At 59.5% G+C, this 18,058-nt stretch carries 16 protein-coding genes; 14 read left to right on the top strand and 2 right to left on the bottom strand.

The annotated features are described in order from the left end of the window. The first annotated feature begins 88 nt into the window (after positions 1 to 88). From OK411_RS19180 to OK411_RS19145, 8 genes are all read left to right on the top strand, one after another. Positions 89 to 529 (top strand): low molecular weight protein-tyrosine-phosphatase, encoded by a 441-nt coding sequence (locus OK411_RS19180; protein WP_217878577.1) that lies wholly within the window; start codon positions 89 to 91, stop codon positions 527 to 529. 39 nt (positions 530 to 568) lie between these two features. Beyond that, positions 569 to 2,791 (top strand): polysaccharide biosynthesis tyrosine autokinase, encoded by a 2,223-nt coding sequence (locus OK411_RS19175; RefSeq protein WP_110603456.1) that lies wholly within the window; start codon positions 569 to 571, stop codon positions 2,789 to 2,791. Between the two features lie 40 nt (positions 2,792 to 2,831). Next, positions 2,832 to 3,914 carry a glycosyltransferase gene (locus tag OK411_RS19170; RefSeq protein ID WP_016775464.1) on the top strand — a complete coding sequence of 361 codons (1,083 nt, stop codon included), beginning with the start codon at positions 2,832 to 2,834 and terminating at the stop codon, positions 3,912 to 3,914. A 15-nt stretch (positions 3,915 to 3,929) separates the two neighbouring features. Next, entirely contained in the window at positions 3,930 to 5,042 is a 1,113-nt protein-coding gene (locus OK411_RS19165; RefSeq protein ID WP_041477306.1) for a polysaccharide pyruvyl transferase family protein, read from the top strand. Next, positions 5,039 to 6,271 carry an oligosaccharide flippase family protein gene (locus tag OK411_RS19160; protein WP_319636917.1) on the top strand — a complete coding sequence of 411 codons (1,233 nt, stop codon included), beginning with the start codon at positions 5,039 to 5,041 and terminating at the stop codon, positions 6,269 to 6,271. The genes OK411_RS19165 and OK411_RS19160 overlap by 4 nt, the downstream gene beginning before the upstream one ends. Continuing rightward, positions 6,262 to 7,365, top strand: a complete 1,104-nt coding sequence (locus tag OK411_RS19155) for a hypothetical protein (RefSeq protein ID WP_016775461.1) — start codon at positions 6,262 to 6,264, stop codon at positions 7,363 to 7,365. Before OK411_RS19160 ends, OK411_RS19155 begins: the two co-directional genes overlap by 10 nt. Before the next feature lie 12 nt (positions 7,366 to 7,377). Next, a complete protein-coding gene (locus OK411_RS19150; protein ID WP_016775460.1) occupies positions 7,378 to 8,424 on the top strand; it encodes an acyltransferase family protein in 1,047 nt (348 codons plus the stop codon). A gap of 110 nt (positions 8,425 to 8,534) precedes the next feature. Continuing rightward, entirely contained in the window at positions 8,535 to 9,665 is a 1,131-nt protein-coding gene (locus OK411_RS19145) for an SGNH/GDSL hydrolase family protein (protein WP_264365538.1), read from the top strand. Positions 9,666 to 9,843: 178 nt separating this feature from the next. On the opposite strand, the gene OK411_RS19140 is transcribed toward OK411_RS19145, so the two are convergent. Both OK411_RS19140 and galU read right to left on the bottom strand, forming a co-directional pair. Continuing rightward, positions 9,844 to 10,257: a mannose-1-phosphate guanylyltransferase gene (locus OK411_RS19140; protein WP_071173032.1), complete on the bottom strand. Its 414-nt coding sequence runs from the start codon at positions 10,255 to 10,257 to the stop codon at positions 9,844 to 9,846. Positions 10,258 to 10,287: 30 nt separating this feature from the next. Then, entirely contained in the window at positions 10,288 to 11,121 is an 834-nt protein-coding gene (gene galU / locus OK411_RS19135; RefSeq protein WP_024013613.1) for a UTP--glucose-1-phosphate uridylyltransferase GalU, read from the bottom strand. Between the two features lie 387 nt (positions 11,122 to 11,508). Here galU and galE point away from each other — a divergent pair, with 387 nt between their 5' ends. From galE to OK411_RS19105, 6 genes are all read left to right on the top strand, one after another. Next, a complete protein-coding gene (gene galE, locus OK411_RS19130) occupies positions 11,509 to 12,525 on the top strand; it encodes a UDP-glucose 4-epimerase GalE (RefSeq protein WP_016775458.1) in 1,017 nt (338 codons plus the stop codon). A 230-nt stretch (positions 12,526 to 12,755) separates the two neighbouring features. After that, the gene (locus OK411_RS19125; RefSeq protein WP_016775457.1) at positions 12,756 to 12,992 is read left to right on the top strand and encodes a hypothetical protein; all 237 of its coding nucleotides are present in this window, start codon (positions 12,756 to 12,758) and stop codon (positions 12,990 to 12,992) included. Positions 12,993 to 13,137: 145 nt separating this feature from the next. Then, a complete protein-coding gene (locus tag OK411_RS19120) occupies positions 13,138 to 14,199 on the top strand; it encodes a polysaccharide biosynthesis/export family protein (protein WP_264365537.1) in 1,062 nt (353 codons plus the stop codon). 12 nt (positions 14,200 to 14,211) lie between these two features. Then, positions 14,212 to 14,877 carry a YjbF family lipoprotein gene (locus tag OK411_RS19115; RefSeq protein ID WP_264365536.1) on the top strand — a complete coding sequence of 222 codons (666 nt, stop codon included), beginning with the start codon at positions 14,212 to 14,214 and terminating at the stop codon, positions 14,875 to 14,877. Next, on the top strand, positions 14,874 to 15,635 hold the full coding sequence (locus OK411_RS19110) for a capsule biosynthesis GfcC family protein (protein ID WP_207809366.1): 762 nt from the start codon (positions 14,874 to 14,876) through the stop codon (positions 15,633 to 15,635). The genes OK411_RS19115 and OK411_RS19110 overlap by 4 nt, the downstream gene beginning before the upstream one ends. Continuing rightward, entirely contained in the window at positions 15,632 to 17,710 is a 2,079-nt protein-coding gene (locus OK411_RS19105; RefSeq protein WP_264365535.1) for a YjbH domain-containing protein, read from the top strand. The genes OK411_RS19110 and OK411_RS19105 overlap by 4 nt, the downstream gene beginning before the upstream one ends. The last annotated feature ends 348 nt before the right edge of the window (positions 17,711 to 18,058 follow it).

The raw sequence follows: 18,058 nt of genomic DNA, 5'->3' as shown, positions 1-18,058 counted from the left end.
GAAGCTATTTCTGAGTGCAGGAAAGTCGTGAGGGTTCATTAACTTTAACGACATGTTGGCTGTTTGATATTACACAGGAAAGCAAGACTTGTTCAAAAAGATCCTCGTTGTCTGCGTGGGCAATATATGCCGAAGTCCGACGGCCGAACTGCTGCTGCGCAACGCGCTGGGCCAGTCCGCCATTACGGTGTCCTCCGCCGGCCTGTCCGCCCGCGTCGGCGAGGGCGTGGAAGCCTCGGCGCGGCAGGTTCTCGAAGAACACGGGCATTGCGCCGAGGCCTTCAAGGCGCGGCAACTGACTTCGGACATTGTCAATGACTCGGACCTGATCCTGGTCATGGAAAAGGCCCACGTCAATCAAGTGCTGAAGATTGCCGCGCACGCCCGAGGCAAAGTGTTTCTGCTCGGCAAGTGGCAGAGCGAGCGCGAAATACATGATCCGTATCGTCAAGGCAAAGCCGCGTTTATTCATGCCCACGCATTGATTGAAGATGCTGTTAGTTCATGGGCAAAGCGTCTCGGGCATTGATGAATCTTCTTCAGAACAGTAAATGGTAAGAACAGACTTATGCAGTTACCGTCCGTAATCGGCACCCGCGACAATGATCAAGACAGTATTGATCTGCTCGGCATCTTCGGCAGCCTGATCGACCAGAAGTGGCTGATCGGCGCGCTGACCGGTGCCTTCATGGTCACCGGCGTCGCCTATGCGGTTCTGGCAACGCCGGTTTACCTGGCGAACGCGCTGGTGCAGGTCGAACCGAAAAAGAACGACATGCTCGGTTTCTCCGACCTCAACAGCATGCTCGGCGGGCAATCGCCGTCGGTGACCGAAATCGGCATCATCAAATCCCGCGCGGTGATCGGCAAAACCGTTGACGACCTGCGCCTGGATATCGACGTCACCCCCAACACGTTCCCGTTGATCGGCGGCTTTCTCTCACGGCGCTATCGCGGTGACAGCGAGACCAGCGTCGCGCCGCCGCGTTTCGGCCTGAACAGTTACGCCTGGGGTGGGGAGCGTCTGGAGTTCAACCGGCTGCAATTGCCGAAAGACCTGCTCGGCAAGAAACTCACCCTGATCGCCGGCGAGCAGCAGCGTTTTCAACTGTTCGATGAAAACGACAATCTGCTCGCCGAAGGCGTCGCCGGCGAGGCGTTTGCCAATGACGGTGTAGAAGGGCAGATCGCGCACTTGTCGGCCAACCCCGGCACGCGTTTTCAGGTAGTGCGCAATCCACGCATCGTGACTATCCAGGGCTATCAGGACGCGCTGGATATCTCCGAACAAGGCAAGGAGTCGGGGATCATTCGTCTGGCGCTGGCCAGCTCCGACGCGGCCGAGGCGGTGAAGATTCTCAACAAGATCGCCTCGCTCTACGTCGAACAGAACGTACGGCGCACCTCGGCGGAAGCCGCGCAGAGCCTGGCCTTTCTGCAAAGCCAGTTGCCCCAGGTCAAGCGTGATCTGGCCAAGGCCAGCGACGCCTTGAATGCCTACCAGACCCACGGCAAGACCGTGAACATCTCGCTGGAAACCCAGTCGGTGCTGGGCCAGTCGGTGGCGCTGGAAACGCGCATCTCCGAGCTGAAAATGCAGCAGGCCGAACTCGATCGCAAGTTCACCAAACAGCACCCGGCCTACCGCGCCTTGATGACGCAGATCGGCGAGCTGACCCAGCAGCAGAAATCCCTCGAGGGCAAGGTTCAGGACTTGCCGGCCACCCAGCAGGAATTGCTCAACCTGACCCGCGACGTCGAGGTGGCTTCGCAGATCTACACGCAGTTGCTGAACAAATCGCAAGAACTCGACATCGTCCGCGCCGGGGCCGTCGGTAACGTGCGCCTGATCGACACTGCCGATGTCGACCTGACCAATCCGATCAAACCCAAAAAACCACTGATCGTGCTGATCGCGACATTGCTCGGCGCGTTTGTCGGCGTGGCGCTGGTGCTGCTGCGCAAATCCCTCAGCCGAGGCCTTGAAGGCCCGGAGGGCATCGAGCAGTTGGGCCTGCCGGTTTATGCGTCGATTCCCTACAGCGCCTTGCAGGAAGAAGAGGACAACAAAAAGGGCCGCGCCCGCGACGGCGTCGACAAACCTGCGTACCTGCTGGCGCTGCGCAACCCGACCGATCTGTCGATCGAATCGATCCGCAGCCTGCGCACCTGCCTGCATTTTGCCGGGCTCGATTCGACCAACAACCGCATCATGATTTCCGGGCCGAGCCCGCAGGTCGGCAAGACCTTCGTCTCGTCCAACCTTGCGGCGGTCATGGCCCTGAGCGGCCAGCGCGTGGTGCTGATCGATGCCGACATGCGCAAAGGGCACCTGCACAAAACCCTCAACACGCCGATCAGCAACGGTCTGTCCGACCTGCTGGTCAAGCGCTGCACCCTTGAACAGGCGATCAACAAAGTCGAAGTCGACAACCTGCACTTCATCAGCCGGGGACAGGTGCCGCCTAATCCTTCCGAGCTGCTGATGCACGCCAACTTCCGCGAACTGCTGGCAGAACTCAGCGAGCGCTACGACCTGGTGATCATCGACACGCCGCCGCTGTTGGCAGTGACCGATGCCGCCATCGTCGGTCGCGAGGCCGGCATCAGCCTGATCGTCACCCGCTTTGGGGTGAACCCGGCCAAAGAGATCGAACTGACCATTCGCCGCTTCGCCCAGAACGGCATCGAGTTGAAAGGCGCGGTGTTCAACGGCGTCGAGAAGCGTGCGGCCAGCTATTACGGCGGCACTGGCTATTACAACTACGAATACGCGTCCGACAAATCCTGATGGTTGCCGATTGTTCTTTCCTGTTTGAAGTGGGTGAGCTGTGAAAAAAATACTGCACGTGGCAGAGACGATCAAAGGTGGCGTGGCGACGGTGATCCGCACGATCTCGGCATCCCCCGAAGATGACGCAGCGAATTATCAACTGGTCTATCTGGTGCCCGAGGATCAGGCCAAGGAGCTGCACGGCATCGCCCCGCAGCAGGTGCGCACCTTTCCACGCAGTGGTCGCAACGTGCCGTCGCTGCTGCGTTTCGCCTGGCGTCTGAGCCAGGTGCTGCTCAAGGAAAAGCCCGACGTGGTGCATTTGCACAGCACCTTTTCCGGGGTGATCGGCCGTGTGGTGTGTGTGCTGTTGCGACCATGGCGCAAGCCGAAAATCGTCTACTGCCCGCATGCGTTTTCGTTCCTGATGGAAAGCTCGCCGACCAAGCAGAAGGTCTATGCGTGGATCGAGCGCGTGCTGCAGAAAGTCACCGACGTGATCATCTGCGTCAGCCAGTACGAGCTGGATAAAGCCGCGCGCTTCGGCATCGAGCGCAAGCGCATGAAGCTGATCTACAACGGCATTCATCACAAGGATGACGCGCCGAAAAGCGCTGGCGCCGAGCCGATTCATCTGCTGTTCGTCGGGCGCCTGGATTACCAGAAAGGCTTCGACGTGCTGCTCAAGGCCTACGCCAAGGTCAATCGCAACGACCTCAAACTGACGGTGGTTGGCAGTGCGGTCAACGAAGACTCGGTCGAGTGCCCGCCGATGGATTCGGTCGAGTACCTGCCGTGGGTGACCCCGAGTGAAGTGCAGGCGCTGTATCAGAAAGCCGATGCGCTGATCGTGCCGAGTCGCTGGGAAGGCTTTGCCATGGTGCCGCTGGAAGGCATGGCCATGGGGCTGCCAGTGATTGCCAGCAACTGCACCTCGCTGCCGGAACTGGTCACCAACGAAGTGTCCGGCTACGTGTTTCCGTCCGGCGATCACCAGGCGCTGGCCGATGTTTTGACGATCATCCAGAAGCCGCGCCTGCTCGACCTCGGCAACGAAGGCCGGAGCATTGTCCGCGAACGCTTCAGCGCCGCGTTGATGATCCGCCAGACCTACGACCTGTATCACGCTCCCACTTATTAAGTAGAACTCAAGCTTATGAACGTAACGATTTTGCATGGCTACAGTGCGTCCAACTCCGGTGACGGTCTGCTCGTCGATCTGGCCATTGCTCTGGTGCAGCGTAACTTCGGTGACGACACCGCGATCAGTGTCGTGGCGTCCGATCCCGAGTCGTTCAACTACTTGCCGCACCCGCGTTTCGATGCGCCGGTGATGGCGGCCAAAGGTCTGGGGCGGGTCAAGCAAGCGGTGTTTCTCAATCAGTCCTACGCCGGGCTCGCCGATCTGCTGAAGAAGACCGATCTGATCGTCGGTGTCGGCGGCGGCTACATGCGTTCGAAAAGCGCCTTCGAGCACATCAAGCTTAAGCTTGGCCACGCCAAGCAACTGGAAACCGCGATTCTCAGCAAAGTGCCTTCGGTTTACCTGCCGCAGAGCATCGGCCCGTTCCACGGTGAGAGCAGCAAGATCGTTGAACACTACGCCAGCGCTGATGCGGTGTTCGTGCGTGACAACCGTTCCTCGGCAATTTTTGATGCTTGCGAAAACGTCTACCGCGCGCCGGATCTGGCGGTGCAGTCGCTGGCGAGCAAGATTCTTCAGCAACCGAAATTCACCCGCTGCGCCGCCTCGCCGGCGACAGTCTGCGTGGTGCTGCGCAAGCCCCCGGAGTGGAGCAAAGAGAAGAAGGTCGCCTACGTGGCCAATCTGAAACTGCTGCTGCAGCGTCTGAAGAACAAAAGCAAAGTGGTCTGCGCCGTGCAAAGCGCCGTACGTGGCAACGATGACGGCGCGTTCTACCGCGAGCTGGGCATCAACGAAGATCTGCTGTCGCTGAAGGCAACCATCGCCAAATACCAACCGGACCTGGTGATCTCGGTGCGTCTGCACGGCGCCATCGAATCGCTGCTCTCCGGCGTGCCGGCGTATCACATCAGCTACGAGCGCAAAGGCTTTGGCGCCTATCAGGACATGGGTGTCGAGGACTGGGTGATCAACGGCGGCGACATCGACGTCGACACCATCATCAACACCGTTTACGCACCGAATGCGCTGGCGGATTTCGGCAAGCGCCTGACCGACACTTGCCGCGAAATCGAAGCGAAAACCGTGGCCATGGACGAAATCATCAAGGGTGTCGTTCGATGATATTTCGGCTGTTGCTTCGCGGCGGAGCCTTGGGCGCGAAGTTCTTGCTGGTGTTGGCCATCACCCATTACCTCGGCTACGAGGCGCTGGGTTTTTATGGTGTGGTGGTCGCAGCGTCGTTGATCGCGTCGAAGTTCTACAGCGTCGGCTTCAGTTCCGAAATCAACCGGCTGATCAGCGTCGGCGGCAGTTCGCGGCGGATGGTCGACAAGGTTCTGCTGCTGTATCTGGCGGTGGGGCTGTTGTTGTCGGTGCTGACGGTGCTGATCTATTCGCTGTTCCAGTCGGTGGAAGCAACCGCCACGTTGATCCTGTGCGTGACCCTGGTACTGCTCACCGAGCACCTGTCGTTCGAAATCAATTCCTTCGTGTTTTCTGCGCAGAAAGCCACCGCCGGTGCTCTGCTGTTCTTCATCAAGACCGGCCTCTGGGCGGTGTTGGCGGTGGGCGGCATGGTGCTAGGCTGGGTCGAGGGCATCGCCAGTGTGTTGTGGCTGTGGGTCGCCGCCAACGTGATGGTAATCATCGCCGGTTATTTGATCGTGGTGAACGTGCACAAGGGCCGCGAAGCCGCGCCGCTGGACACCGCGACGGTGTGGAAGGCCGGGTTGCCGTTCTATCTCGGCACCGGTCTGATCGCCCTGAGTCAGTATGCCGAGCGCTTTCTGATCATCGACCTCGAGCCCTACGCCAGCCTCGGTAAATACGTGTACGCGTGGTCAGCGGCCAACACTTTGCAGGCATTGTCGTATGCGGTGGTGGCGGTGGTCGGCATTCCGGTGCTGGCCAAGCGTTTCCAGGCCGATCAGCAGGCATTCACGGTCAAGCAACTGTTCGTCAACAAATGGGTGATGCGCTCGCTGGTGGTTTCCGCCGTTGTGGCCGTGGCGATCTATGTGTTTTTCAATGTGCTGCTCGATTACGTCGCCAGCAGCGTGCCGCGCCCGGATAACGCGCTCCTCGCGGTGCTGATCTTTTCCTTTGCTTTGCGGGCGATCGGCGACATCGTCTGGGGCGGTTTGATTGCCTCGAAAAACAGCCGGGTGTCGCTGGCCAGCGCGGCGCTCTGCCTGCTGATTTCGGTGCCGGTCAGCTATGTGCTGATCAAGCATTACTCGATCTATGGCGCGGCGTGGGGCAACGTTTTCGCCATCGTCGTGCAGCTCAGTGTGATTGCAGTGTTGACCCGTGTCACCGGCGCGAAAAAGGCTGCGCTGTCATGGGCCTGAAACTGCCGCGCATCGAGTTTCGTGGGCGCAAATTCGATTCGTCGATTTCCTTTCTGATCCTGTTCACTGGGCTGTTTCTGTCAGTGGCGATGCCGTTGCTGGTGCCGCGTGATCCGGGGCCGGATGCGATGACCTTGTGGTCGTCATATGCGCGCGCCGACAACTGCAATTTCTGGAACCCGTTCTCGCCGGATCGCTCGTCCTACGAATGTTCGGCGTTCCTGCTGCGGCCCACCGGGATCAACCTGACCAACGCCTGGGCCTACGGCATGTTCTGCAATTTCTTCCTCACTGCAATTCCGGTGGTGGTGTTTCGGCGCATGCCGCTGACCATTTTCGGCACCCTGTGCCTGTGGGGCATCGTGCGTTCGTTTTTCCTCGAGAACCTGACCAAGGAAATCATCGTGTCGGTGGCGGTGTTGAGCATTCTGCTCAGCGCATTGACGCGCAAATATCGCGGCGGTTTTTTCCTCTCGGCGGTGATTTACGGGGTGCTGATCCGGCCGTACTGGATCCTGTTTTCGCTGTCGTGGGTCGGCGTCTGCGTGATGAAAAAGTACGTTTCGCGCTTCACCTTCTTTCTGATGCTGTTCCTGTTCTATCTGGCGGTGGCCATGGCCATTCAGCTGGCGTTGGGCTTTCCGGTGTCATCGATCCGGGCGAGCAACAACGAGCTGCGCACGGCGGGCGAGGAGGGCTCGAAGTCGCTGATCGTCTCGTGGCTCAGCGGCAGCGACTTCGTCTCCCAGGCACTGGATTCGATGATCATTTTCTTCCGCCTGTCGTTCCCGGTTGAGCTGATTCTGCTGTCCGGGCCGGGGCAGGTGATCTTCGTTGCGCTGATGATCATGACCGCGCTGCTGCTGTTCAAAGTCATCACTTCGACCGACTACAAGGGCGCGCCGATCCAGACCAAACCCAAGGAACTGATCGCGATTCCGCTGGCGTTTCTGTTGGTGCAAGGCTTGTTCGAGCCGGACTTCGGCTCCTTCGCCCGCCACTTCTCGATGGTCGTGCCGGTGTTGTTCGTCGGCCTGGGCTTGATGCTGCGCGCGAACAAACCGGTGCAGGTCGAATCAAGAATTCTCACTTAAGGCAGGTGCTCTATGTCGAGCAAGAAAAAATCCCTGGAGATCGAAACCCTGCGCGGCCTGGCGTGCCTGCTGCTGGTGCTCTATCACGTCATCGGCCCGCTGGGCGGCGGCTTGAAGATCGACATCGGCTCGCCGTTCCGGGTCATCGCCGACTCGATGGTGTACGTGCGCATGCCGCTGTTCACGTTCATCTCCGGCTACATCTATTCGATCTACAAGATTCGCGGCAATGACTTTTCCGCGTTCTTCGCCGGCAAGGTGCGGCGGCTGATCGTGCCGCTGTTCTGCGTCGGCGTGCCGTTCTCGGTGCTGCAAGCGGTGGGGCCGGGGGTGAACAAGGACGTCGGCGTGATCGATGCGTTGTTGTCGTTCTGGGTGCCGATCAACCACTTCTGGTTCCTGCAGGCGGTTTTCAGCATTTTTATCTTCGTCGGCTTGCTGGAGTGGCGCGGCCTGTTGCATTCAGCAACGCGGCTGTATGGCTTGTTTGCGTTTGCGGCAGTGTTGTTCCTGCTGCCGCCGTTGCCGCTGGATGCGTTCGGTATCAACGGTGCGATTTACCTGCTGCCGTTTTTTGTTGCAGGGATGATCGGTCAGGAAAATGTCGATGTTTTGAAACAGCGTTTCAAAGTGATCGGGCCGCTGCTGTTTGTGCTGATCTCGCTGACGCTGTTGTATGTCGCGGCGATTGATCGTGAGCTGATTGTCGATCGCCGCAGCCTGATTGGTTTGACGGTGGGGTGCGTGTCTTGTATCGCATTGCTGTCGAGTGACATGCGTTCGAAAGCGCTGACCTGGCTCGGCGGGTATTCCTATGCGATTTTCCTTTTTCATGTGCTGTTCGCAGCGACCTCGCGGTTTGTCCTTGGGCGCCTCGGCGTGAAGGATGAGAGCTTGCTGGTGCTTGGTGGTCTGAGTTGTGGATTGCTCGGGCCGGTGCTGTTGGCGATGGTGTTCAGTCGTTTCAACTTCACTTCGGTGCTGTTCCTTGGCGAGCGCGCGGCGAAGAAAAAAGCACCGGTGATTGTCGCTCCGGTGGTGCAGACGCAGAACAGCTGAAAGCTTCGCGAGCAGGCTCGCTCCCATAGAGGTTGTGTGAATTGCACAAGGTCTTTTGTGGGAGCGAGCCTGCTCGCGAAGGGGCCATCCCGAACAAAGGAAAATATTCAATGATGCCAGTAGACGCCCCTCAACCAGTCGCCACCTCGGCCATCACGATAGACGATGCCCGCCAGCGCTTTGCGCAGTGGCGCGAGGGCAAGGCCGGCAAGGTGTTGGCGGTTTCGGTGATCGGCGACAGCTACACCGCCGGGCAGGATTTCTATCTGAACAAACTGGTGCAGCGAGTGGCTGCCGAAGCGGGTTTCGCCGGCCCCGGTTACGTCGGTTTCAACCACGGCGCGGCGCTGGGCGGCACGCATTTCAAATACACCCGCAGCAGCGACAAATACTTCGGCGGCGGCTGGAAGGTTTCCGAGCTGGGCCAGGCCAGTCCGGACAGTCGCACGATCAGCGGCAAGCCGGGCGCCTGGTTGCAAGTCGATGCCAGCCCTTCGCCGCGCATCGATACCACGGTCACTCAGGCGAAACTGTTGTATCTGGGCAATGGCGAATCCGATGAGTTGCGCTATCGCTGGTCGCCCGCGCAAGCCTGGCAACCATTGAAACTCGCAGGCTCAGGCGTTCAGGAAGTCGCGCTAGCCGGCGCACCATCAGCCGCAGACTGGTCATTCAGACTGGAAGTGGTGAAGGGCGCGCCCACATTGTTCGGCCTTTGGATGACGAATGATGAGAAGGGCATTCGGGTGTCGAAACTGGCGGCCTCCGGCGCGGCATCCGCGGATTTCTATCACGCCGATCCACAGTGGCAGACGCAATGGAAAGCCGTGGTGTCGAAGATCCCGGCCGACGTTTACCTGATCATGCTCGGCGGCAACGATCAGGGCTTCGGCGTCAAACCTGCGCAGTACCTGCAAAACGTCCAGGGCCTGGTGAGCATGCTGCGCGAGATTCAGCCGGCGGCGAGCATCAACCTGATCATGCGTCAGGACACCACGCGCTCCAGTGCTTATCCGATGTCGGCCTATGCGCAGGTGCTCGAACCGTGGGCGCGTGAACAGCAGCTCGGTTTTGCCAACCTGCAATGCGCGTTCGGTCCCGACGTCAAACGCTACGCCAGCGCGATGATCGGCCCGGACAAGATTCATCCGTTGCCGGCCACGGGCGGGAAGGTGATTGCCGATTATTTTTATGGCTGGATAACGGGTACGAGTACCGGTTGCGACGACTCGCCACCCTGATCGTTCCCACGCTCCGCGTGGGAATGCCGCCCGGGACGCTCCGCGTCCCTCCGCAGCGTGACGCAGAGCGTCACTGGATGCATTCCCACGCGGAGCGTGGGAACGATCAATGCTGACTGTGCCGCCGCTTTCGCGAGCAGGCTCGCTCCCACAATGGATCGGCGTGACGCCCGGGTGATCAGGCGTCGTGCTTGAAGGCGTCGATGAGCCCCAGCAGTTCGTCAAGCTTGCGCGGCATCAACCGCGCATCGCAGCGGGTTTCAACATTAATGATGATCGCCGGATCGTTGCAGCAGATGCGCACGCGAAAGCGCCAGTCGCTGAAGATCACTTTCAGGCCATCGCGGTCATCCATTTCCAGCGCCTGTTCGCCATACAACGCCTTCAGGTGCGCGAGCAGCGGATAAGGATCGCGCATCGGCCGGCGTATATCGCCGGACGCAGGAAACACACCGATCCGCTCCACCAGCAGAATCGTGCCCAGCCAGGTCTCATTGGCGCTGGGCAGCGGTTGATGGCGCGACAACCAGCTCATCACCCCGAGGTTGCCCACCTCACGTTCAATCTCTGTCGAATGTTGTGCAATGTTCATGGTTGCCTGCCTCTGGTGATGGGGGGCGTCTCAGCGGCCCTTGAGGTACACGTTGTCGTAGCAGAAGTTGGTCGCCTGCAAGTAGCCCTCGGCATCGCCGCAATCAAAGCGCAGGCCTTTGAATTTGTAGGCCAGCACGCAGCCGTTCTGCGCCTGTTTCATCAGTGCGTCGGTGATCTGGATTTCGCCGCCCTTGCCCGGTTCGGTGTCGGCAATCAGGTCGAAGATGTCCGGGGTGAGGATGTAGCGCCCGATGATCGCCAGGTTCGACGGCGCGTCCTGCGGCGCCGGTTTTTCCACCATGTTGTTGACCCGGTAGATGCCCTCGGAAATCAGCTCACCGGCAATCACGCCGTACTTGTGAGTCTGGTCGGCCGGGACTTCTTGGATGGCGACGATCGAGCAGCGGAACTTCTTGTACAGCTGAATCATCTGCGACAGCACACCGTCGCCTTCCAGGTTCAGACACAGGTCGTCGGCCAGCACCACGGCAAACGGCTCGTCGCCGATCAATGGGCGACCGCTGAGAATGGCGTGGCCCAGGCCTTTCATTTCCACCTGACGTGTGTAGGAGAAGGTGCAGGTGTCGATCAGCTCGCGGGTGCCGGCGAGGAATTTCTCTTTCTCGGTGCCACGGATCTGGTGCTCGAGTTCGTAGCTGATGTCGAAGTGGTCTTCCAGCGCGCGCTTGCCCCGGCCGGTGACGATGGCCATGTGTTGCAGGCCGGCGTCCCGTGCTTCTTCAACGGCATATTCGATCAACGGCTTGTTGACGATCGGCAGCATCTCTTTCGGCATGGCTTTGGTCGCCGGCAAGAAACGCGTGCCGTAGCCGGCAGCGGGGAACAAACATTTACGAATCATAAAAGTATCCTGGACAGTCATGGAACACAGGCGACGGTTGCGCACCACAAAGTGGCGGCAAGTTTCAATGATTATTGAAGGCTTACTTTAATACCCGAGTCAGGTTGTTGCTGGCAATTAGTTGCGCTGTTAAAAAGCGCTAATGTTATGAGATGTCGACTACTTGGTTGTAAGTTATTTTTAGTCGGTATCTGTCGATAGTGATAAGTATCCAGGGAGTGCTAATAAGTACCCGTCAAACAGTTTGATCGGCAAAAATAATTATTGCCAGTGGTTGAACTAAATTTGTTTGAGGTTGTTGTCGCCCTGTTTGTGTGAATTGCTCCGCATATCCACCAGGCATGGCTTGACACGCTACCGGGTATTTATTCAATGACGGACCGCGCTATGAAGATTCTGGTAACGGGTGGTGCCGGCTATATCGGCTCGCATACCACACTTGCATTGCTTGAGGCAGGTTATGAAGTTGTCGTTCTGGATAATCTTTGTAACAGCAGCGACGCAGCACTTCACGCCGTTGAAGCCATTTGCGGCAAAAGTGCATGGATGATTCGCGGCGATGTCTGCGATCGGCCGCTGCTCGACCGGATTTTCCGCGAGCATCAGATTGACGCCGTGCTGCATTTCGCCGGGCTCAAAGCCGTGGGCGAGAGTGTGCGCAAGCCGCTCGAATACTACGAAACCAACGTCGGCGGCAGCATCACTCTGTGTCAGGCGATGGCAGCGGCGGGGGTGTTCCGGCTGGTGTTCAGTTCCTCGGCGACGGTGTACGGCGAGCCTGAAGAGATGCCGATTCGCGAGGATTTTCCTACGGGCAATCCGACCAATCCCTACGGTCAGTCCAAGCTGATCGTCGAGAACGTGCTGCGCGACCTGAGCCTCGCCGAGCCGCGCTGGAGCATTGCGCTGCTGCGCTATTTCAACCCGATCGGCGCCCACGCCAGCGGGCACATGGGCGAAGACCCCAACGGCATTCCTAACAATCTGGTGCCGTATATCAGCCAGGTCGCGGTCGGCAGCCTGCGCGAGCTGTCGATCTTCGGTAACGATTACCCGACCGCCGATGGCACCGGCGTGCGCGATTACATTCATGTCGTCGATCTGGCGGATGGGCATTTGAAAGCGTTGCAGTCGATCAGCGAGCGCACCGGCATCCACACCTGGAACCTCGGCACCGGCGATGGCTACAGCGTGCTGCAAGTGCTGCATGCGTTCGAACAGGCCTGCGGGCGGCCGGTGCCGTACCGGATGATGCCGCGCCGCGCCGGTGATATCGCCGAAAGTTTTGCCGATGCTTCGAAAGCGGCGAAAGAGCTCGGCTGGAAAGCCACGCGCAACTTGCAGGACATGGTCGCCGACACTTGGCGCTGGCAATCGAATCATCCCAATGGTTATTCGCGATGATGGCCATTTAGTCCGATGTTAGTTTCAGTCAGGTTGTTAGATAACGTCGGGAAATTACACTGGCAATGCCATTTGCAAATCCGTAGATATAAACCTGCCGTTCGACTTTAGCAGTTGCACAGGACTGTGAAAGAACAACGGATCTTGTTCGCGCTCTTTGCGGACTTGAAAGCTACCAGCTCTGACACAGATCTGTTTTTTAACAGTTCGAATGTTAGAAAGGAGTTGTTATGAAAAAAGTGATGGCAGTTGCCCTGTTGACGATGTTGAGCAACTGGGCTGCCGCCGCTGAAGCGCCGTTGACAGCGGTAACCAATGTAGGTGGCAGTGTGGCGGCTTCGCAAGCGCCCGCGGCCAGTACTGCAATGGTTGCCAGTGCTGTAGCGGCGTCCAACAGCGGTGGCAGTGCCAACGGCGGTACCACCGGTACGACGGGTACCACCGGTACAACCGGCACGCATAACTAACAGGAACATTTGTTAGTGCAGTACAGAGTCGCCCGACGCAAGTCGGGTGACTTTGTTTTTTGGATTCGCCCTTGAATAGCGTAGTGCCATTATGACTCGTAGTGTTTATCTTTTAATGTTGGCAAGTCTCGCTTTGCAAGGTTGCATGTTTTCCCCCGGCCAGTACCTGAGCACCAGCGATATCACCCGCCAGGGTGCCAGCGAAAGCAGTCGGGTCGAGCTGATTCCGATCACCCCGAAACTGATCGCCATGAACCGCGCCACGCAGAAGCGTGAGTCGCTGCCGGCGGAGCTGCTGGTGACGCCGGCGGAATATCGCATCGGCAACAATGACGTGCTGTACATCACCGTCTGGGATCACCCGGAGCTGACTGCCCCCTCCGGCGCGCAACAACAGATCGATGCCAACGGCCGTCTGGTGCGCTCCGATGGCACGCTGTATTACCCGTTCATCAAGGAAGTCCAGGCCGCCGGCCGGACCATCCAGCAACTGCGCGCGGACATCGAACAGCGCTTGTCGGCGTTCATCGCCGAGCCGCAGGTCGACGTCGCGGTGTTGCGCTTCGCCAGTCAGAAAGTCGTGGTCACTGGCGCCGTCACGAAGGCCGGCCCGCAAGCGATTTCGACCAATCCGCTGAGCGTGGTCGAGGCCCTCGGTTCCGCCGGCATCGACACCAACAATGCTGACTTGTCCGGGCTGTTGCTGACGCGCAACGGGCGGGTCTATCCACTCAATCTCGACACGCTCAATCAGCAGGATTCCGCACTGCAGAACGTCTACCTCAAGGGCGGCGATCAGTTGTATCTGCCGTACAACGACAACAAGCGCATCTACGTCATGGGCGAGGTCAACCAGCCGCGCGCGCTGAGCTTCAAGACCGCAACCATGAACTTGTCCGACGTGCTCGGTTCGGTCGGTGGCCTGAGTCAGACCAGTTCCAACGGCAACGCGGTGTACGTGATTCGCGGCGTGGAAAATCTCGACGTCGAGCCGGCGAAGATCTATCAGCTCGAAGCCGAATCGCCGACCGCCATGGCGCTGGCCTCGCACTTTCAGGTGCGGCCGCAGGATGTCGTCTACGTCGGCCCGGCCAACGTTACGCGCTGGAACCGTTTCATCAGCCAGTTGGTGCCGTCGGCGTCGATTGTCGGCACCGGGGCTTCGGCAGCGAAGAACTGGAGCGAATACAGCAACAACAGCAAATAAGGCCGCCCGACTGTGAACCTATTGAAAGTGGGCGTCTGCCTGATGGCGGCCTCGTTGCTGTGCGGCTGTAACCCGCTGATGAGCGCATCGCTGAACAACCTCAAAGCCGCCGTCGTCGGCCCCGACGAGGTTGATGTGACAGCGGCCGAAGTCGCCGGGGTCAACTACCCGCAACTGAAACTGACCACGCCATCCGGCTCAGGCGTGCTGGCGCTGGTGCGCGAGCGTGAAGACCTGCAATTCTGGGTCGCCTCCGGCAAGCAGGTTTTGCTGCTGCGCGATGGCCTCGCCGTGCGCAGCATCGGCCTCGGCCTGCAAGGTGATCTGGATGGCACGCGGCTGGCTGATGACTCGCCGTTCAAGCAAGGCCTGCATCACGTCGCCGACGGTTTCACCACACGGCGCTGGATTGATCTGTACAAGGGCCAGGAAGTCGGCGTGATCGTCAACAGCCGCTTTTCGCGCCGTTCCACCGAGACCCTGGAAATTCTCGACAAGGCTTACTCGGTGCTGCGCGTCGATGAACAGATCGACGCCCCAGCCATCGGCCTCAGTGCGACCAACCGTTACTGGGTCGACCCGCAAGACGGTTTCATTCTGCAGAGCGAGCAACAACTGACCTCGCAACTGCGCGTGAAGCTGGTGCAATTGACTCCTGACCGCAGGCATCTGCCGTGAAGCGCTTAAGCCTAATCGCGGCGGGTTTTTTGCTGGTCGCAGGGGCGAGTCAGGCCGCCGTCATCGTGTCCGGCGACGTCGCCAATCCCGGTCCGATCGCATTGCCGCCGGGTGGACGCCTGTTCGATGTGATCAGCGAAGCCGTGCCCAATGCAGAGGGTTATTGGCTGGCGGGCGGCTTGTTGCGCCAGTCGCTGATCGAGGAACAGACACGGCTCAAGGTTGGCGTGCTGTTCGATCTCGAGGTCCTGCAACGCATGGCGACGCTGTTTGATCGGCCAAGCCGCGCGGCACTGGCACAGCGCGTTGCTGAAGAAGTCCGACAAATGCCAGTGACCGGACGGCAGATCGCTGACCTCGATCCGGTAGCGGTGGAAGTCGGCTTCGCGCGCAACATTCGTCTGGATGACGGCGATCGGCTGATCTATCCGAAACGGGTTGATGAAGTGCAGGTGTTGGGCGCGGTCACCGAGCCGTGCCACTTGCCCTATCAGCCGTTGCAGGAGGCCCGCGAATACCTGGAAGGCTGCTCGATTCTCGACGATGCCGAGGCCGATTACCTGTGGTTGATCCAGCCCAACGGCGTGTCGCGGCGCGTCGGCATTGCGCACTGGAATCGCGAGTCCGGGCAGTTTCCGGTGGCCGGCAGCAGGATTCTGGTGCCGATTAAAAATGATGATCTAGATCCGCCTCTTCCTGAACTGAATCAGCAGTTGGCCGAATTCATTGCCACGCAGCTGGCCGAGGTGGTTCGTTGAAGTTACGTTTTGCAGCTGTGTTGTTATTGCCCTGCGGTCTGGCTCACGCCGAGCCGCGCGTCACCCAGAATGACTTCGGCGGCGCCGGTCTGTTGCAGACGCCGACGGCGCGCATGGCCCCGGCCGGCGAGCTGAGCGTCAACGCCAACCGCACCGATCCTTACAGCCGCTACAGCGTGTCGTTGCAACCGCTGGACTGGCTCGAAGGTTCGTTCCGCTACACCGCGATCACCAACCGGCCGTACGGCTCGGAGGCCCTCAGCGGCAGTCAAAGCTATAAGGACAAGGCGGTCGACGCCAAAGTGCGCCTGTGGCAGGAAAGCCACTGGGCGCCGGAAGTGGCGCTGGGCTTTCGAGATATCGGTGGTACCGGTTTGTTCTCCAGCGAATTCTTCGTCGCCAACAAGCGCTTCGACAATTTCGACTTCAGCGCCGGCATTGCCTGGGGCTACATCGGTAATCGCGGCGACTTCGACAACCCGCTGGGCTACGTCAGCAGCCGCTTCGATACGCGCCCGGCGCTGGAAGGCACCGGCGACGTCAACTCCGGCTCGTACTTTCGCGGCAAGCCTTCACTGTTCGGTGGCGTGAGCTACCAGACGCCGTGGGATCGGCTGAGCCTGAAGCTGGAATTCGAAGGCAACGACTACAAGAACGAGCCGAAGGACAACGAGATCAAACAGGACTCGCCAATCAACCTTGGCGCGGTGTTCAAGGTGACGGATTCGATCGACCTGAGCGCCGCGTGGGAGCGGGGCAACACGGCGATGTTCGGCGTGACCTTTCACACCAATTTCGTCAGCCGCAAGGCGCCGGCCAAGACCTACGACCCGACCCCCGAACCGCTGCCGGCGAAGGCGCCGACGACCTCGATGGAGCAGGTCAACTGGGCCGATGTGTCGCGGCGTTTGCAGCAGAATGCCGGGTACAAGGTCGAGCGCATCAGCCAGCGCGATTCCGAACTGATCGTCTATGGCGAGCAGCAGCGTTATTTCCATTCGTCCAAAGCCGTTGGCCGCGCGAGCCGGATTCTCGACAACAGCGTCAACGACGACATCGACTGGTTCACCGTGGTCAACAAGCGCTATGACTTGCCGCTGGAAGAAACCAGCCTGCCGCGCCAGACCTTTCGCGAAGTGATCAACAACGAGGAACCCTTGGAGGCGCTGCACCGCACCACCGAAATCAACCCGGCGATGCCGCACAACGAGAAAACCCTCTACACCGAAGCGCCGCAGCATTTCAGCTATGGCGTGGGTCTGGGCTTCAAGCAAAACGTCGGCGGCCCGGATGGTTTGCTCTATCAATTCAGTGCTGACGCGGACGCGGAATATCGCTTCAACCGCAACACCTGGTGGAGCGGCTTGCTCAGCGCCAACCTGGTCAACAACTTCGACAAATTCGTCTACGACGCGCCGAGCGGATTGCCCCGCGTGCGCACGGATCTGCGCCAGTACCTGACCACCTCCAACACGACCATGCCGTTGTTCCAGCTCAGCCATGCCCAGCAGTTGGATAAGGATCTCTACGGCATGGTTTATGGCGGTTATCTGGAATCGATGTTTGCCGGCGTCGGTGCGGAAGTGTTGTTCCGCCCGACCGGCGAGCGCTGGTCGCTGGGCGCGGATCTGAACTGGGTGCGCCAACGTGATTTCGATCAGGGCTTTGCCTTGCGCGATTACTCGGTCGTGACCGGGCATATCACCGGCTATACCGATCTGCCGTTCGACACGCTGGCGGCGGTCAGTGTTGGTCGCTATCTGGCCGGAGACTGGGGCACGACCGTGGACATCTCGCGCGAGTTTTTTAACGGCGTGCGCGTCGGTGCCTGGGCAACCATCACCACGGCCAGCAGCGCGGAATATGGCGAAGGTAGTTTCGACAAAGGCTTGTACCTGTCGATCCCGTTCGACGAAATGATGAGCATGTCGACCATGCGCCGCGCCAATTTGGTCTGGGCGCCACTGACCCGAGATGGCGGCGCCAGACTGAGCCGCAGCTATCAACTGCACTCGATGACGGATAGCCGGGAAGGGGACATGTTCTATCGCAACTTCGAGAAGATTACCGAGTAAGCGCTGGTCTGTGAGAGCGAGCCTGCTCGCGAATGGCCCGGCACATCCAACATCTTCAGTGCCTGACACAACGCTTTCGCGAGCAGGCTCGCTCCCACAGGGTGTTGTGTTACAGCACAGTTTTCGACCCTAACCCTGATCCCTGTGGGAGCGAGCCTGCTCGCGAAGGCGCCGACACATTCAACATCGCCATCGCCTGACACACCGCTTTCGCGAGCAGGCTCACTCCTACACTTGATCGGCGTCACGCCACACATCCTGGTCATCACCCGAATCCCTGTGGGAGCGAGCTTGCTCGCGAATGGTCCGGCACATCCAATATCTCCAGTGCCTGACACAGCGCTTTCG

The sequence above is a fragment of the Pseudomonas sp. RG1 genome (assembly GCF_025910115.1).
GTDB lineage: Bacteria > Pseudomonadota > Gammaproteobacteria > Pseudomonadales > Pseudomonadaceae > Aquipseudomonas > Aquipseudomonas atacamensis.
Note: the sequence above shows the minus strand (reverse complement) of the source record. Positions and strands in the feature narration are given on the sequence as shown.

Excerpts from the sequence above, each read along its gene's own strand:
- OK411_RS19175 (WP_110603456.1), top strand. The coding sequence starts at position 569 with ATGCAGTTACCGTCCGTAATCGGCACCCGCGACAATGATCAAGACAGT.
- OK411_RS19165 (WP_041477306.1), top strand. The coding sequence starts at position 3,930 with ATGAACGTAACGATTTTGCATGGCTACAGTGCGTCCAACTCCGGTGAC.
- OK411_RS19160 (WP_319636917.1), top strand. The coding sequence starts at position 5,039 with ATGATATTTCGGCTGTTGCTTCGCGGCGGAGCCTTGGGCGCGAAGTTC.
- OK411_RS19155 (WP_016775461.1), top strand. The coding sequence starts at position 6,262 with ATGGGCCTGAAACTGCCGCGCATCGAGTTTCGTGGGCGCAAATTCGAT.
- OK411_RS19150 (WP_016775460.1), top strand. The coding sequence starts at position 7,378 with ATGTCGAGCAAGAAAAAATCCCTGGAGATCGAAACCCTGCGCGGCCTG.
- OK411_RS19145 (WP_264365538.1), top strand. The coding sequence starts at position 8,535 with ATGATGCCAGTAGACGCCCCTCAACCAGTCGCCACCTCGGCCATCACG.
- OK411_RS19140 (WP_071173032.1), bottom strand. The coding sequence starts at position 10,257 with ATGAACATTGCACAACATTCGACAGAGATTGAACGTGAGGTGGGCAAC.
- galU (WP_024013613.1), bottom strand. The coding sequence starts at position 11,121 with ATGATTCGTAAATGTTTGTTCCCCGCTGCCGGCTACGGCACGCGTTTC.
- galE (WP_016775458.1), top strand. The coding sequence starts at position 11,509 with ATGAAGATTCTGGTAACGGGTGGTGCCGGCTATATCGGCTCGCATACC.
- OK411_RS19125 (WP_016775457.1), top strand. The coding sequence starts at position 12,756 with ATGAAAAAAGTGATGGCAGTTGCCCTGTTGACGATGTTGAGCAACTGG.
- OK411_RS19120 (WP_264365537.1), top strand. The coding sequence starts at position 13,138 with ATGTTTTCCCCCGGCCAGTACCTGAGCACCAGCGATATCACCCGCCAG.